Annotated in this window: 14 protein-coding genes and 2 pseudogenes; 6 read left to right on the plus strand and 10 right to left on the minus strand. The window is 39.5% G+C overall.

Going from position 1 to position 13228, the window contains the following annotated elements:
* Positions 1-23: 23 nt before the first annotated feature.
* The 7 genes from Q7674_RS15220 to nagE all read right to left on the minus strand — a co-directional run bounded on the left by Q7674_RS15220 (position 24) and on the right by nagE (position 6624).
* Positions 24-707: a potassium channel family protein gene (locus Q7674_RS15220; RefSeq protein WP_305422732.1), complete on the minus strand. Its 684-nt coding sequence runs from the start codon at positions 705-707 to the stop codon at positions 24-26.
* Between the two features lie 39 nt (positions 708-746).
* Positions 747-2006 carry a hydroxymethylglutaryl-CoA reductase gene (locus Q7674_RS15225; RefSeq protein ID WP_023932007.1) on the minus strand — a complete coding sequence of 420 codons (1260 nt, stop codon included), beginning with the start codon at positions 2004-2006 and terminating at the stop codon, positions 747-749.
* A 98-nt stretch (positions 2007-2104) separates the two neighbouring features.
* On the minus strand, positions 2105-2455 hold the full coding sequence (locus tag Q7674_RS15230; RefSeq protein WP_023932006.1) for a hypothetical protein: 351 nt from the start codon (positions 2453-2455) through the stop codon (positions 2105-2107).
* Positions 2456-2471: 16 nt separating this feature from the next.
* Entirely contained in the window at positions 2472-2882 is a 411-nt protein-coding gene (locus tag Q7674_RS15235) for a GFA family protein (protein ID WP_023932005.1), read from the minus strand.
* A gap of 130 nt (positions 2883-3012) precedes the next feature.
* Complete coding sequence (locus Q7674_RS15240) at positions 3013-4350, minus strand: sensor histidine kinase (protein WP_023932004.1); 1338 nt, start codon at positions 4348-4350, stop codon at positions 3013-3015.
* On the minus strand, positions 4331-5008 hold the full coding sequence (locus Q7674_RS15245) for a winged helix-turn-helix domain-containing protein (protein ID WP_023932003.1): 678 nt from the start codon (positions 5006-5008) through the stop codon (positions 4331-4333). The genes Q7674_RS15240 and Q7674_RS15245 overlap by 20 nt, the downstream gene beginning before the upstream one ends.
* Before the next feature lie 230 nt (positions 5009-5238).
* Positions 5239-6624 carry an N-acetylglucosamine-specific PTS transporter subunit IIBC gene (gene nagE, locus Q7674_RS15250; RefSeq protein WP_305422736.1) on the minus strand — a complete coding sequence of 462 codons (1386 nt, stop codon included), beginning with the start codon at positions 6622-6624 and terminating at the stop codon, positions 5239-5241.
* A gap of 340 nt (positions 6625-6964) precedes the next feature.
* Here nagE and Q7674_RS15255 point away from each other — a divergent pair, with 340 nt between their 5' ends.
* Positions 6965-7678 (plus strand): phosphatase PAP2 family protein, encoded by a 714-nt coding sequence (locus tag Q7674_RS15255; RefSeq protein ID WP_045063138.1) that lies wholly within the window; start codon positions 6965-6967, stop codon positions 7676-7678.
* Between the two features lie 84 nt (positions 7679-7762).
* On the opposite strand, the gene Q7674_RS15260 is transcribed toward Q7674_RS15255, so the two are convergent.
* Positions 7763-8122: a helix-turn-helix domain-containing protein gene (locus Q7674_RS15260; protein WP_008986999.1), complete on the minus strand. Its 360-nt coding sequence runs from the start codon at positions 8120-8122 to the stop codon at positions 7763-7765.
* A 228-nt stretch (positions 8123-8350) separates the two neighbouring features.
* On the opposite strand from Q7674_RS15260, the gene Q7674_RS15265 reads away from it, so the two are divergent.
* Entirely contained in the window at positions 8351-8767 is a 417-nt protein-coding gene (locus tag Q7674_RS15265; protein WP_305422739.1) for a hypothetical protein, read from the plus strand.
* Positions 8768-8866: 99 nt separating this feature from the next.
* Positions 8867-9319: a DUF411 domain-containing protein gene (locus Q7674_RS15270; RefSeq protein WP_045063137.1), complete on the plus strand. Its 453-nt coding sequence runs from the start codon at positions 8867-8869 to the stop codon at positions 9317-9319.
* Positions 9320-9460: 141 nt separating this feature from the next.
* Here the strand turns inward: Q7674_RS15270 and Q7674_RS15275 are convergent, their stop codons facing one another.
* Positions 9461-9775 carry a heavy metal-binding domain-containing protein gene (locus tag Q7674_RS15275; RefSeq protein WP_045063136.1) on the minus strand — a complete coding sequence of 105 codons (315 nt, stop codon included), beginning with the start codon at positions 9773-9775 and terminating at the stop codon, positions 9461-9463.
* Between the two features lie 178 nt (positions 9776-9953).
* On the opposite strand from Q7674_RS15275, the pseudogene Q7674_RS15280 reads away from it, so the two are divergent.
* Positions 9954-10227: pseudogene (locus Q7674_RS15280) on the plus strand (DUF3081 domain-containing protein).
* Positions 10228-10307: 80 nt separating this feature from the next.
* A pseudogene (locus Q7674_RS15285) lies at positions 10308-10796 on the plus strand (CIA30 family protein).
* On the opposite strand, the gene Q7674_RS15290 reads toward Q7674_RS15285, so the two are convergent.
* Complete coding sequence (locus tag Q7674_RS15290) at positions 10788-11744, minus strand: hypothetical protein (protein ID WP_045063134.1); 957 nt, start codon at positions 11742-11744, stop codon at positions 10788-10790. The pseudogene Q7674_RS15285 and the gene Q7674_RS15290 sit on opposite strands and share 9 nt — an antisense overlap.
* 219 nt (positions 11745-11963) lie before the next feature.
* Here Q7674_RS15290 and Q7674_RS15295 point away from each other — a divergent pair, with 219 nt between their 5' ends.
* Positions 11964-13208: an NADH:ubiquinone reductase (Na(+)-transporting) subunit B gene (locus Q7674_RS15295; protein WP_305422743.1), complete on the plus strand. Its 1245-nt coding sequence runs from the start codon at positions 11964-11966 to the stop codon at positions 13206-13208.
* Positions 13209-13228: the final 20 nt, after the last annotated feature.

Below are 13228 nucleotides of genomic sequence, written 5' to 3' on the forward strand. Positions count from 1 at the left end.
CGCTTTTCAAAAACGATAGTTATTTACTCATCACGGCCTAAATGTTTACTGCCGCTAGAGCTCACTAAACTCGACACTACGATTGCCATATAAAAGACACCAATAATGGCTTCTAAATAAGCAAACACTTTCGCCAGCGGCGTCATAGGTAAAATATCGCCATAACCTAGTGTGGTTAGGGTGACAAAACTAAAATATGCCGCATCAGAGAAGTTTTCATGCCAAGGTCCAGGTTTTAAACCATGGAAAGAATCTGGAAAGACATGGAGTAACATTAAATAGGCTATCGCCCACATTAAACCTAGCAATAAGAACAACGCCATTGAACCAATGATCTTGTTAGTATTGATCGAGCCCGTGAACAAGATCTGACGCATGATGGATTTAAACGTACCAAAGAAAAAAACTAACATCAGCGTAAGCATAATAATTTCAATTTCTTCCATGCCCAATAAAATCCGAGCAATCATTGCCACCACCCAAATACCGCCAAGGCTGGCAAGAAATCGAAACCACGACTTATCAAAACGCAAACTAAGCAAACAAACAACAAAGGTGATCACGGTAAAAAGCTCTAACGCATATTGGATCATCCCTGGTGGAAGTACTTTTTCTAATGAGGCACTTATCAATAAGCTGACTAACGCCACGGTTAGAAAAAAGAAGTTATTTTGCGAATTTATTTTCTCGATCTTTTTCTGTAACACAGTGTTCTCTACTCCATGCAATGAACAAACTGTTCAACCTTATCGTGCTAAACGGTGATGAGCTTTGGCAAAATGTCCTGAGCAGAAAGCACCAATAATAGATAGCTCTCCTGCCAAACACAGTGCCGCGCACACTTCCGCTAATGCTTGCGACTGACCACTTCCATATAAGCCTATTAGTTCTAAACAAGCCTTTTGACTTGGAAGATGAGTACCACCGCCAACGGTTCCCACCATTAAATTAGGCAATGTTACTGATACACAGAGTCCATCTTGTTGATTTAGTTCCATTCTTGTAATACCAACAGATGATTCTGCTACACAAGCCGCGTCTTGACCACATGCAATATAAAACGCAGCTAATGCATTTGCATAGTGTGCATTTACCCCAATCGTACCACTCAACGCTCCGCCTACCGTGGTCATTTTGCCAAAATTGACCATTTTTTCAGGCGTTGTGTGTAGATATTTCTTTACAAGCTCTCTGCTTAAGTGGACTTCAGCTGTGACCTTTTTACCTCGCACTGAACGTAAAGTTTGTGCAGTTGCTTTTTTATCACCGGATAAATTACAGTCTAAGAAAGCTTCAACAGGTTTGATCGGTGTATTGGCAAGAATGTATTCAAAAACCGCATTAGTTGAAATGGTCACCATGTTTTGACCTGATGCATCACCCGTTAAATACTCAAACACCAAATACACATGATTGCCTTCCATGCTTAAATTAATGTCAGATAACTTGCCATAACGGGTGGTTGATTCTGCAATAGTTTTAAACGTGTCGTATTGTGTGGTTACCCAAGTAATAAACTGACTCGCTTGCACTAAGGATTCAAATGCAAATCCTGGTGCTCGTGTTACCCCTTCATTTAGCAAAATCGCGCTAGCGCCACCAGCAGCACTGATCAATAACGAACCACGATGATATGAAGCCACTAGAGCTGCTTCAGTGGTTGCTAAAGGAACAAGATACTCACCACTAGCAAATAAACCATTTACTTTTAATGGTCCAACAACGCCCACAGGTAGCTTTACTGTGCCAATAAAGTTTTCAATATTCTTCTCGTAACACTGCTGCTGTTGCTGGGTTTCAGCATCATAAATAATAGTTTTAGCATTCGGATTATTTATAGCTTCCCAACGCTGTTGGATCACACGATCACTGATATAAGGGTTACGTGGTAACTTATTCTGTAAAGGCTCATCATTAGGATCAAGACGTTGATGAAGTTCTGAAGGTGAAAGCTGACCTAACATAGAGGTCACATATTCTTGACGATGTAAATTAAGTTTAGGCATGAATACAACACGTTAGGAAATGAGCTCACATTATATAGGTAAATCAATTATTCACTGCTCATGCCAGATAAGTTAAAGGTTAATACCCAGCCAGATGTTTAAAGCACCGTAACATGATCACAAAGAAAGCGATCATTTTGGTATATCAATACCATTTCGGCCATAAACTCTCCTTCAGCTTTACTGAAAAATTGTTTCCATACCACAATGGCTGAGTCTGGTCTTTTGAAAATAGTTAATGGGACTCGTTCAGTAAAAAAGCCTTTTTCAGCCTGATACTGTTCACATACATCTTCTAAATAATCCTTTGTCACTATTGCTTTTAATCGTGGCGTAAAATCTCGTATATGCGCTACGTGATCTCGCCGTGTCGATGCATCCATTAGGTTATCCATCATCAATGTTGCCACTTGCCAAATCTCATCATCTGATAACAATGTGAATTTCATAGTCTTATCTCTTAATTTAATAAGGTTGTTTTTCGAAACAAGTAACATGACTAGGGATTTGATACCAACTCACCTTCTCACTCACCCAAACATGTATTTGTGGCTCAAAAAGTATGTCATCTGCACAATCAACAGGCTTAAGCTTCAATTTCACTGTAGATGTATCATCAGGATTAAAATGATAAATACGGTTACCACAATCAGCACAAAATACAGCAGTATTGGTATTACCACTTTCCGCTTTACGACTCCAATGTTTAAGCTCCCCTTGAAAGGTAATATCTTCAGATGCGATCACTGCAGTTATACTAAATGGACTGGTGGATAGCTTTTGACATTCTTTACAATGACAAGCAAAAACTTTTAAAGGCTTATTAGTTAATACATAAGAAACTTGCCCACATTGGCACTTACCTAAAATTTCCATAAATTCCCCCTTCCATTTCAACCTACGAACCAAAACGCAAAATAGCAAGCCTATCTACTTATATTTCGATTTAACTCATAAACTTAGGCACAAAAAAAGCCGAACCTCGGCTTTTTTTTAACGGCTTAAATCATAGCTCGACTTCTGACTGACGATTCTGCTGCGGTTTCAATGGGAAATACAAACGGGTACGTAAACCTGGATTATTATCACTAAAAGCCAAATCGCCCCCGTGGCTTTTCATTACTGCTTCAACCAAGGATAAACCTAAACCGAATCCCTGATGGGTACGACTCTTATCAGCACGATACATTGGCTCTTTAATACGTCCTTTATCTTCGTCTGATACACCTAAACCATTATCAATTACTACGACACCAAAGTGATCAACGACCACTTCTATATTGCCTTGTTCTGGTGTGTACTTAATCGCGTTTTCTACCACGTTATAGATAGCTCTAAACAGTAAGCTTGGCTCACCTTGTAGTTTGTAGGGTTCATCTTCACGAAATGATAATACTTGCTGCTTTTCATCAGAGATTGGTAATAGAAATTCAACGACATCTTGGCACACCGTTGATAAATCCACCCATTGCTTATCTATTTTATGTTTGCCGCTATTAATATTAGCGATTTCAAGCATTCCGTTGAACATCCCCAATAAAACTTCAAGATCATCGTGGCAAGCTTCTAAATCTTTAGTGAATGGTGCTGTATCTTTCGTTAATAGATCTTCAAGCCGAAGTTTCATACGTGCGATAGGCGTTCGTAAATCGTGCGCCATACCAACAGAAAGCTCTTTTAATGATTCTTCTTTTTTCTCTACTTGTTCAATCAAAAAATTAAGATGGATCGTCAGCACATCAAATTCATCATCATTAGCACTAACGGGCAGTTTTACCCCTTTCTCACCCAAAATAACCCGGTTCATACCATGATTAACACGCTCAAGCTTTTTCAGTATAGAAATCGCGAATAGCAATGCCCCCGCTAACATTAAGATCACCGGAACAACAATGCCTGTGACTAACACAGGGATCATTGAATCACGATAAGCATGCATGAGTTTTGGATTAATGCCGATAATAAGTTGTTTGTTATCGGGAAAATCTAAAACGCGCTCTAATTTAGTAGATTTCAACCGCGTTTGTGAAAAGACTGCAGGATAGGTAATACTGGTATCAGTATTTATTGATGATGTAATACGGTATTCAAAAGCATTATCTAACTTATCATGCTCATCAACTGCTTCTATCACTGCCTGATAATCACCTTTATCCAGCATTCTTTCAAACAGCGACACTTCATTATTCAAATCTTGCTCTAGCTGATTCTGGTAAAAGCTCTCTGAACTAACGAATACCTGATTAATAAATAAGATAAACATCAAAGACACACAGCAGATAAAATACAGCAGAACTTTAAAAATACTGGATCGAGAAAGCTTATCAGATCCGGCGTAAGACATAGCCCGCCCCTCTTACCGTATGGATAAGGCTTGGCTCTCCACCTTCTTCGAGTTTCTTTCTTAAATTAGCGATATGAACATCAATCACGTTAGTTTTAGGATCAAAGTGGTAGCTCCACACTGATTCAAACAAGCTCATACGTGAAACAACACTCTCAGCGTGCTCCATTAAATATTGCAGCAACAAAAACTCCTTTTGTTGTAAATTCAACATGCGAGAGCCACGCCATACGCGATGAGATTTAATGTCTAAACGTAGATCGTCATAAATATATTCTGACGATATGGTTGCTGATGCTTGATTGCGTTTGACCAAGATTTTAGCACGTGCCACTAACTCCGCTAACGCAAAAGGTTTTGTTAAATAATCATCACTACCTGCAGTTAAGCCAGCCACACGATCTTCAACACTGTCCATTGCACTTAAAATAAGGATCGGTGTTTGGTTTTCAGTCGCTCGCAATGCAGCAAGGACTTTTAAACCATCAAGCATAGGTAACATGCGATCAAGAATAATAAGTTGATAATCACAGCTTGTTGCCATCATTAATCCTTGGTGACCGTCTTCCGCTTCATCAACGACAAAGCCATGCTCGCGTAAGCCCTGTGCGATAAACTCACGAGTCGTAATATCATCTTCTATGACGAGTACTTTCATTCAGAACCTAATTGCTTGTCTTATCTATTATTTAATTCAAGCATTATAACCATAATCGGCCTTATTTTCCGATATCCATAAAACAGGCATAACTTGAATCCACCTATCTTTGTAGAGTTACTTTGTTTTCATTTTCTTTAAGCATAAAAAAACGGCCTACCAAGAGGCAGACCGTTTGTAGCGACCATAGGGGGAAAATTATGGAATCGCTAACTCGTTAGCTGATTGTCTTATAGCGACTTCATTTGGTTCGCAATAATTTCAGCTTGTGGACCAAGGATAACTTGAAGGTTATTAGAACCTACATTTACGACACCTTTAGCACCCAGTTGTTTTAGTTTCGCATCGTCGATGATTGAACGGTCAACAATACCTAAACGTAAACGAGTGATACATGCAGAGATATCAGTTAAGTTATCTTTACCACCTAGCGCTTCTAAGTAAGACTTCGCTAAATCCGCTTTGCTTGCTGCATCGTCTTCTGGGTTTGAGTTTTCTGCAGGTGCATCTTCACGACCAGGAGTCTTCAGGTTGAAAGCTTTGATTACAGCAACGAACACAACAAAGTAAATTGCGCCAACTACTAAGCCCATTGGGATGATTTCCCAAGAGTTATGCGCTGCAGGAGCGTTGTAGTTCAAGATGTAGTCAATCAAGCCTGATGAGAAACTAAATGCCATGTGAATATCTAGCTGAGAAGCAACTACGATACTGATACCCATTAGGATAGCGTGTACTACGTATAGTGCAGGAGCTAGGAACATGAACATGAATTCGATTGGCTCTGTGATACCAGTTAAGAATGCAGTTAATGCAACACTTAATAGCATACCACCTACTACTTTCTTGTTTTCTTTCTTCGCAGTTACGTAGAAAGCAAGTGCAGCACTTGGTAGACCAAACATTACTACAGGGAAGAAACCACTTAGGATTTGTCCTGCTGTTGGGTCACCCGCGAAGAAACGAGAGATTTCACCCGTTACAACATGACCGTCAGCCGCTGTGTAGCTACCGAATACGAACCAAACCATGCTGTTTAGGATATGGTGAAGACCTAACGGAATAAGTAGACGGTTAGCAACACCGTATACGAACTCACCTGGCATACCACTTGTTAGGATCCATTGACCAAGGTGGTTAATACCGTCTTGGATTGGAGGCCAAATAATGCTGAATGCGTACGCAAGAATAAGTGCAACAAGACCAGTTACAATTGGTACGAAACGCTTACCACCGAAGAAACCAAGGAACTCAGGTAGTTTGATTGCGTTAAAGCGGTTGTAAAGAAGACCTGCACACACACCAATAATGATACCGCAAGCAACACCTGGGTCTACATCTGGGTTTAGCGTTTTAAGTGCAGCCATAAGGATAAAGTAACCTACAGCTGATGCGATTGCTGCTGCAGCCGAGTTGTCTTTCGAAAACCCAGCACCAACACCCATTGCAAACAATAGTGCAAGGTTAGTAAATACCGCCTGACCACCAGCTGCAATAAATGGGATGTTTAATAGATCCGGTTGACCAATACGCAGCAAAATACCGATAATCGGCAATACTGCAATAGGAAACATAATCGCGTTCCCTAGTTTTTGGAAATGTCCGAGAATACTCATCTTCTTCTCCACGTTAAAAGTTAAAATTAAAGTAAATTGTTTTAATAACTTAAGGATACGCTTTGATTCTTAATTGGAATTAAGCAAAAGATTAAGGATTCTTAATGTTTGCTTCTAAAAGCACAATTCTGAGTGATGGCTATCACAGTTTTATAAATTCGCCTATTTAGATAGCTCAACAAGCCAAATAAATAGAACCTAAATTATCGATTTCCATGCCTATTCCCGCTATTTTTTAAAGTGCTAAAGGCATAAAACCCAATTTAATGTGACAAAAGTATGGCACTTTCAGTAAAATTTGAGGTCAACGTTACATCCTTAACACGCATAGACCTTTATCATGATGTCTTTTATCTCCCAAAAACTTATTAATTACTTAGCGTTAGCGCTTTTTGCCTTAGCTTTATTTATCGCTATCTCTATTTTTCCTGTGCCGTTACTCAGCGATCCAATCAGCGATGCTGCGGGTCTATCTTTTACGCTATTAACAGACACAGCTGGTAAACCTTTCTTCCTGATTACTACCGCACTACTCTGCTTACTGCCGGTATTCTTCCGTTTACCAAAAAAGCAAATCATTAAACTATGGATTCAATTTGCTATCTTATTGGTACTAAGTTTTGGCGCTAAAACGTTCCTTAAGCACGAAACGGCAATTCCACGTCCATACACTTACGAGTTACAACGTTTAAATCTAATCCCTTCACCTCAAGATTTTTATCAATTAGATAAAGTAGAAAAAGATAACGTTGTTAAAAAAGCATCAGCGTACATCAGCACATGGCGTATTCGTCACTGGGAAGGTGAAACTAACTATTCATTCCCATCAGGTCACACTATCTTTGCAGCGATCTGTATTCTATTTTGGGGTGGTTTCTTACTACGTACTCGACACTATATTTTGGCTGGTGGCTTGATCACATGGGCTGTCGGTGTGGGTATTAGCCGTTTATGGCTTGGTATGCACTTCCCATCAGATGTTATGGGCTCAATTCTATCGGCGGCTGTACTGTATTTATTCATCCCTGAATGGAAAGTAGATTCAGAAAACTAATACTCCGTACTCACGAAAAATAAACAGATAAAAAAAGGGCTCATTTAGAGCCCTCTTTTCTATCTAGGTTCTGGAATTTACATATTACTGCGCTGTGGCATTTCGGTGTTCGTATTCAACAACAAGCTGATTACCCGAATACGTCACGTTAGTAATTTCACCATCAAAGATAAATGTATTCTTTACCGACGTACATTCTGCTGAAGCCGTTGCCATACGCTCACGTAGTGACGGTAAGATCAAAATAGGCTCAACCCCTAATACTCCACAAAACTCATTCACAAACTGCTGCTCAATGGGTGTTGAGCCACGCAGAATATCTGAAAACTCTAATTGCGTTAGACCTAGCTTTTTAGCCATCTCAATCTGAGTAATGCGCATTTTTGCTTTATAACTCATCCATGTGTCATGCAGGATTTGGCGATCTTTTTCGGTGTACAACATAATTAACCCTAATAGCGCATAATTTTTATTTTAAAAACAGAGTTATTTCCTCTACTTAAAATAGTTTACGCTGAGTCATTAGCAGTAAATGTCAGAATAACGTTAAGCTCTGCTGCATTTTCACAACTCGTTACATGATCCCATTTGTGCATAAGCCAAGTTTATATATACTTATATGGCAGCAAATTGTTATAAGCTAATGTTATATATAGGGTGTTAACTATTTTTATGGTTAAAGTTTTAGTACGTTCAATCTTTACGATATTCGTAATAGTCAGTATTTTTACTAACGCTGTGATTGCACGCACCATGACAAATAGCCAACCTTTCCTATCACATTGCTTACAAATGACAGAGTCGCACTCACCAGCATTATCATCTGACGATTGCTGTAACAATGCGTCAGCGCAAGTCGTTATTAAAAATACGGTTACTTGCGGCACAATGATAAGCGATAGCGATCACAGTGCTAAATCATCGTCTTCATGTTGTGGTGATGACGATTGCAAAACCAAACAGACACAAGCAGCATTACTGACTCCCTTTTCATTTTCAGCCATCGCACCTGAGCGTGAGTTATTTAGTAACAAAGTTACCTCACCTGTTCGCTATCACGAATCAAGACTAAAACCCCCTCTCGTATAAGTTAAACACGTATTAACTCGCCGTATTGGCACTATGTATTTAATTTATTTTTGCGGGCAATGGATTAACCATGCTCGTATGATTGCTAGGATTTTAGTTATGAAAATGTCACGTCTTTTTGCTTCAGCTCTATTAGTTGTTAGTGCTTTCTCTCATGCAGAAGAAGTTGCGCCAATCAAAGGTACTAACTACCAATCACCTTACTGTGGTTGCTGTAAAGAATGGGTAAAGCACATGGAAGATAACGGCTTTAAGCTAGATATGGTGTATGAAGAAGATCTAACACCGATCAAAATAAAGCTTGGTCTACGTCCGGAATATGCTTCATGTCACACAGCACAAATTGAAGGTTACACTTTTGAAGGTCATATCCCTGCTGCTGAAATTAAGCGCTTTTTGGCGAAAAAGCCTGAGCGTATGATCGGTCTTGCTGTTGGTGGTATGCCAATGGGCTCACCTGGTATGGAATACAGCGATCAGAAAGATGCTTATGAAGTGTTAGCATTTGATAAAAACGGTCGTACTATGGTTTGGTCTCGTCACAACCAATAATCGATTTTAGCGATACATAAAACTAAGCCCGTCAATAAGTTACTATATAAACTTGTGACGGGCTTTTTAATGCTTAGTATACAGGACATAGACATTCTAAACGTAAGATTCAAATGAATTGCTGTATCAAAAAAGAGAACGCTACTTTAATTTAACGGCTGTACCAAAAACCATAATTTCTGATGCGGCATCAGTAACAGAGCTCGTGGTGTATCTCACGCCAACAATAGCATCAGCACCAAATTTATCGGCTTCTGCAATTAAGCGCTCTGTCGCAACCGCGCGAGCTTCCATTAACATTTCTGTATACCCTTTCAATTCGCCGCCCACGATGCTCTTTAAACCTGCCATAATATCTCTACCGACATGCTTTGACTGAACAACACTTCCAGTGACCACGCCCAACACGGACTCTATTTCACGCCCGGGTATTATTTCCGTTGTTGTGTAAATCATATGACCTCTGCCGTTGTGTTAGAAATAGCGATAAATGAAAACCTATCACATTAACATCCCTACTCACATGTTATTTAAGTGCTAATCATGCATTCGGTGATCAATGCATATAATTAAATCGTAACCCTTTTAATAAGATAACTACACTCACTGTATATCTACTTTGTTGGAGTGATAAATGGATAACCAACTTACGATTAAAGAATTTCTTCGAGTATTTGATCATATTCGCTCAATCGGTAAGCCACTGAATAGCAAATACTTATTGGAAGATATATATGCATGGCATGACTATGACGGTTACACCTGCTGGCTTAATTATCGAGATGTAACGGTCACATTGATGTTTCATGGTTCACTAAAAAGTTGAATATGAGAAACGCACAAACTATGTTGATTTCACTAAGCGTTGTTTATCACTGATAGCCAATAACACGCAAATGGTCAGATAGGTGTTAGTATGAATTTATTACCCATTATCATCACTATCGTCACGATTATTTCTTGTAAAGCATGGAGTTCAGAACTAAAGATGATGGATTTTACCAATCCGAACGAATACAAACAGTGGACTGCCGTAAACGACAATGTGATGGGTGGTATTTCAACGGGAAAATTGACTTATGATGGTCAGTTAAGCCTGTTTACGGGGGAGCTTTCTTTCGCTAATAACGGTGGCTTTAGTTCTGTTAATCGAGCTTTAACCTCGCTTACCAGTAACATCAATGCTGTAAGATTAACTTATCTCGGTGATGGTCGAACTTATCAATTACGGTTTACAACGTGGAAAGACGGCTATCGTACTAACTACAAACACGAGTTCGTCACGGTTAAAGGACAACAGCAAAGCAAGATCTTTTTTCTCAACGATTTTAAAGCCGTGTTTAGAGGCAGACTACTTAGCGACGCATCAGCACTTGTCCCAGAAGATATTTAGCAAGTTGGCTTTTTAATTGCCGATAAGCAGCCTTTACCTTTTACATTAAAACTTATTGAAATGGAGTTACAAACATTAGAATAAATGATTATTTGGATCAGATTGTGCTACCCATTCAGGGTCAATTTCTCGTTGTTCAAGGTAAATCTGTAAACCATTAAAATAAGTAAATGCTGTTAATTCAGACTCTTGGTTAAAGTGTTCAAAAAACGCATCTTCTTGCTCAGCTAACAATTGTAATGTAGTTGCACCGTGCTCAAGCGCCCACTGAATGGCATAAGGCGAAATCATTGTGCGATGCAGTATCAACTCTTTAATCTCTGAAATAGCGATTTTCTTTGCTCTTTTCTTATTAATTGTTGATGCTAATTGATTGGCTTTTTCTTCTGCTAAAAGTGCACGAAGACTTGCCAAGCTTGTTTCACGCTCTGCTGGTGAATAACCGTAAGTCGTCTTACAAAAGCGTAGAGCATAAGCCATCTTATCTCGCCCTACTAACTCAATCACTTGCTCAAGATAAGGCTGTGGGATTGCATAAGCGGTGGCTAATTGCGTTACAGCATGGTTTAAACTGGTATAAACAATGCCATCAAATTCAAACTGAAATGCGGTGGTTAGTCCTTCAACAGGAATGCCATCAATGCTGACCGCCCATCCTCGGTAGTTAACGCGTTCTTTGGCTATTTCGAACATCTTCCAGCCACTTTCACGAAAGCCTTCTAACGCTTTACCTTCAAATTCAGAATCTTCTAATTCTTCCTTCGTCCAATTAACGCCAATTTGTAGATGCTTTTGATACTTCTTATGTAGCTTTTCTTTCACTTTGTCACGGAGAATATCTAAGCTGCTAACTTTAATATCATTAGCAAACGAAAAACATTCTTGGCAACAAGGCACCATAATTGGCTCAACTTGATCGTCGTAATTAGGTTTTGCCATAAATGCATGGCTTTCATAATACGGCTCACCACAAAACCAACAGGTGTGGCGAAATTCAAATGGAACATCAATAGAAACATAAGAGGTATTCATTATTTGTACTCGTTTCGTTTTTGGTTATCACAAGATCAATCGATAACAGCGAAGCTTTGCCTATTTATACTTTAAAGTCAGGGCTAGTTGCTAATCCGAATGCCAATATTCGTAGCAAAAAAGACAAATAATGATTATCTAGCAGTTTCTGCATTTAAAGCCGCTTAAAAAACGATCTTTTTACCCTTTCTCTCGTAACAATATTAGGGAGGATTTGTTATGAGCCTTAAAAACTATCTCGATAAAGTTGCGCCAAATTTTAAACCCGGCGGACGCTATCAAACTTATTACCCTTTATTTGAAGCGGTAGAAACCATCTTTTATACACCAGGCAAAGTCAACCACGGTGTAACACACATTCGTGACAGTATTGATTTAAAACGTATTATGATCATGGTCTGGCTCGCTGTTTTTCCAGCCATGATCTGGGGTATGTACAATATTGGACAACAATCTAGTAATGCACTTTTATACGGACTTGACCCCGCTGCAGCGCAACAAGCCATAGAAAGTTCATGGCGTTTAAGTTGGGTTTGGGGCTCATTAGATGCTGTTAAACAATCATCATGGATTGGTGACATGCTGGTGGGTGCAACTTACTTCCTACCCGTCTATTTAACCGTATTTATTGTTGGTGGCTTCTGGGAAGTATTATTTGCCATTATAAGGAAACACGAGGTAAACGAAGGTTTCTTTGTTACTTCAATCTTATTTGCGCTTATCCTTCCGCCTACTATTCCACTTTGGCAAGCAGCCCTTGGTATCACTTTTGGTATTGTGGTCGCAAAAGAAATCTTTGGTGGTACAGGTAGAAACTTCTTAAATCCTGCTTTAGCTGGACGGGCATTTCTGTACTTTGCTTATCCCGCACAAATGTCTGGTGGTGCAGTCTGGGTCGCTGCTGATGGTTATTCTGGTGCAACACCGCTCAGCCAATGGTATGAAGGTGGTGCAAGTGCATTAACCAATAATATGACAGGACAACCCATTACTTGGTTCGATGCCTTTATCGGTAATATTCCCGGTTCTATGGGTGAAGTATCAACACTGTTCATTGCGCTAACCTGCTTGGTGTTGATCTTCATGCGAATAGCATCATGGCGAATCGTGCTGGGCGTTATTATTGGCTTAGCAGGTACCTCATTACTGCTTAACGCTATTGGCTCTAACACTAACCCTATGTTCTCGATGCCATTTTACTGGCACTTCGTCATTGGTGGTGTCGCCTTTGGTACTTTCTTTATGGCAACCGATCCTGTCTCTGCCGCTTTCACCAACAAAGGTAAATGGGCATACGGTATTTTAATTGGTGTCATGACCATCTTCATTCGAGTGCTCAACCCTGCTTATCCTGAAGGGATCATGCTTGCCATTTTATTTGCAAATCTATTTGCACCATTATTCGACTTCATCGTTAAAAACAACAATATTCAGCGAAGAATCAAACGCTCAGCCGCAAGGTAGTTTTCTTCGCCTTGAATTTA

Source organism: Photobacterium leiognathi, assembly GCF_030685535.1.
Taxonomy (GTDB): Bacteria; Pseudomonadota; Gammaproteobacteria; order Enterobacterales; family Vibrionaceae; genus Photobacterium; species Photobacterium leiognathi.

Excerpts from the sequence above, each read along its gene's own strand:
- nagE (WP_305422736.1), bottom strand. The coding sequence starts at position 6,624 with ATGAGTATTCTCGGACATTTCCAAAAACTAGGGAACGCGATTATGTTT.
- Q7674_RS15270 (WP_045063137.1), top strand. The coding sequence starts at position 8,867 with ATGAAAATGTCACGTCTTTTTGCTTCAGCTCTATTAGTTGTTAGTGCT.
- Q7674_RS15260 (WP_008986999.1), bottom strand. The coding sequence starts at position 8,122 with ATGTTGTACACCGAAAAAGATCGCCAAATCCTGCATGACACATGGATG.
- Q7674_RS15230 (WP_023932006.1), bottom strand. The coding sequence starts at position 2,455 with ATGAAATTCACATTGTTATCAGATGATGAGATTTGGCAAGTGGCAACA.
- Q7674_RS15275 (WP_045063136.1), bottom strand. The coding sequence starts at position 9,775 with ATGATTTACACAACAACGGAAATAATACCCGGGCGTGAAATAGAGTCC.
- Q7674_RS15255 (WP_045063138.1), top strand. The coding sequence starts at position 6,965 with ATGATGTCTTTTATCTCCCAAAAACTTATTAATTACTTAGCGTTAGCG.
- Q7674_RS15290 (WP_045063134.1), bottom strand. The coding sequence starts at position 11,744 with ATGAATACCTCTTATGTTTCTATTGATGTTCCATTTGAATTTCGCCAC.
- Q7674_RS15235 (WP_023932005.1), bottom strand. The coding sequence starts at position 2,882 with ATGGAAATTTTAGGTAAGTGCCAATGTGGGCAAGTTTCTTATGTATTA.
- Q7674_RS15225 (WP_023932007.1), bottom strand. The coding sequence starts at position 2,006 with ATGCCTAAACTTAATTTACATCGTCAAGAATATGTGACCTCTATGTTA.
- Q7674_RS15240 (WP_023932004.1), bottom strand. The coding sequence starts at position 4,350 with ATGTCTTACGCCGGATCTGATAAGCTTTCTCGATCCAGTATTTTTAAA.
- Q7674_RS15265 (WP_305422739.1), top strand. The coding sequence starts at position 8,351 with ATGGTTAAAGTTTTAGTACGTTCAATCTTTACGATATTCGTAATAGTC.
- Q7674_RS15295 (WP_305422743.1), top strand. The coding sequence starts at position 11,964 with ATGAGCCTTAAAAACTATCTCGATAAAGTTGCGCCAAATTTTAAACCC.
- Q7674_RS15245 (WP_023932003.1), bottom strand. The coding sequence starts at position 5,008 with ATGAAAGTACTCGTCATAGAAGATGATATTACGACTCGTGAGTTTATC.